Raw genomic sequence first — 1,593 nt, forward strand, 5'->3', positions numbered from 1 at the left:
GGGCTCGTTGCCGATGCGCGCAAGCGTGCCGAGGCGGTCCGGGAGATCGACGCGTGGGCGGATGCTGGCGGCCCGGCGGCGTCCTGCCCCCGCTGTGGGGGTGACACGCGCACCCGGTGGGGTCGGACCAGAACAGGCGCACAGCGATGGCACTGCTCGGGGTGCGGGGCGACTTGGTCAGGCCGCAGCGGCACGCCGCTGGCCCGGGTTCACCGCCCCGACCTGGTGGTCGCGCTGGCGCGTGACATGATCGAGGCGCCGCAGCCGATGTCTTGCCGCCGCGGGGCCGAGGTGCTGGGTGCGTCGCGTCACAGCATCTGGCGCTGGCGGATGGCGATCATCGGCGCTCTGAAGCCGGAGCCTGACGCCACCCTTACTGGCATCGTCGAAGCCGACGAAGCCCACCAACGCGAGAGCCGTAAAGGGTCGAGGGAGTGGGTCCGGCACCAGCGCGACCGCGCCAACCAGCCAGCACCGCCGCGCCTGAAGTGGCGAGCCTATCGGCGCAGGGGCGGTTTGGCGGTAGCACCTCCGGGGGGCTGGCGGGCCTGGGAGAAGAAGCTCCTCGCGGCAACCGATCGCGCTGGTCACCGAGCCTTCGAGGCCATTGCCGACGCGGGCCAGGCGGCGATCTCCGGTGCGCTGCTGCCGGTGATGGCGCCGGATGCGGTGCTCTGCACCGACGGCTTTGTCACCTACGAAAGGATCGCGAAGGACGAGCGTATCCCGCACTTCGCCCTCAATGCCGGGCGGCGGACGAAGCGCACCCCGCGGAGCCACCACATCAACACCGTGAATGCCCTGATCAGCCGGTTCCGTGCCTTCATGCAGCCCTTCTGTGGGCCAGCGTCAAAGAATCTTGCAGCCTACGGCCGATGGCATGCCGCTCGGAACAACGCGGACCGCTCCTACCTTCATGCGCTCTGGCTGCTGCTCGCTTCAGGCCATCGCGCCAACACGGTTTGCTGACACCGCCCGCCTAGCGGTGATGATGTATGCTCACTTTCCACTTTCGCTCTGCATCGTCGATGATCTACTGCACGAACGCGGCATAGACGCCAGCAATGAAACTGTTCGGTTCTGGTGGAATAGATTTGGCCCGATGTTTGCCGCTGAATTCCGCCGAAGACGTGTCCAGCAGATGCGGTCGTATTCGAACTGGCAGTAGCGCCTGGACGAGATGTTTGTGAAGATCAACGGCGACAGACACTATCTTTGGCGCGCCGTGGAACACGAGGGCTAAGGGGCTGAAAGTACTAGTTGGATTTCAGTCGCAATTGCAGCAATTGGGATTTGAAAGCACAGGTCGGCACGAATAATTTCAACGGTTTAGGTGGTGGAGAGCGTTGGATGCCAGACCCGTCCGCTCCGCCACTTGCCCTCGAGAAAGCGTTCTCCCGATCCGGCTGCGGCCGAATTTTCTCGTTGTTTTCGAGGGTTATGCGGGTGGGGCTGAGCACTGGCCCAGGCTCCTGGAGGCCCGGAAGCGGTCTCTCAGAGTCTGATTCAAAACTAATTGAGCGTTCTCCATTTCTTGCAAGATGCCGTGTCACGCGTCTGATGTGTGCGATGAGGATCCAAGCCTCTGCGCTC

General features: G+C 64.0%; 1 protein-coding gene and 2 pseudogenes. All 3 read left to right on the forward strand.

Annotation, left to right across the window (positions count from 1 at the left end; genetic code table 11):
- Positions 1 to 45: 45 nt before the first annotated feature.
- Positions 46 to 132 (forward strand): annotated as a pseudogene (locus WAO69_RS18405) (hypothetical protein); the annotation flags it as partial.
- A gap of 114 nt (positions 133 to 246) precedes the next feature.
- Positions 247 to 969, forward strand: a complete 723-nt coding sequence (locus WAO69_RS18410; RefSeq protein ID WP_422181872.1) for an IS1595 family transposase — start codon at positions 247 to 249, stop codon at positions 967 to 969.
- Positions 917 to 1,240, forward strand: a pseudogene (locus WAO69_RS18415) (DDE-type integrase/transposase/recombinase); the annotation flags it as partial. The gene WAO69_RS18410 and the pseudogene WAO69_RS18415, both read left to right, overlap by 53 nt.
- Positions 1,241 to 1,593 lie beyond the last annotated feature (353 nt).

The sequence above is a fragment of the Aestuariivita sp. genome (genome assembly GCF_049276915.1).
Lineage (GTDB): Bacteria > Pseudomonadota > Alphaproteobacteria > Rhodobacterales > Rhodobacteraceae > Aestuariivita.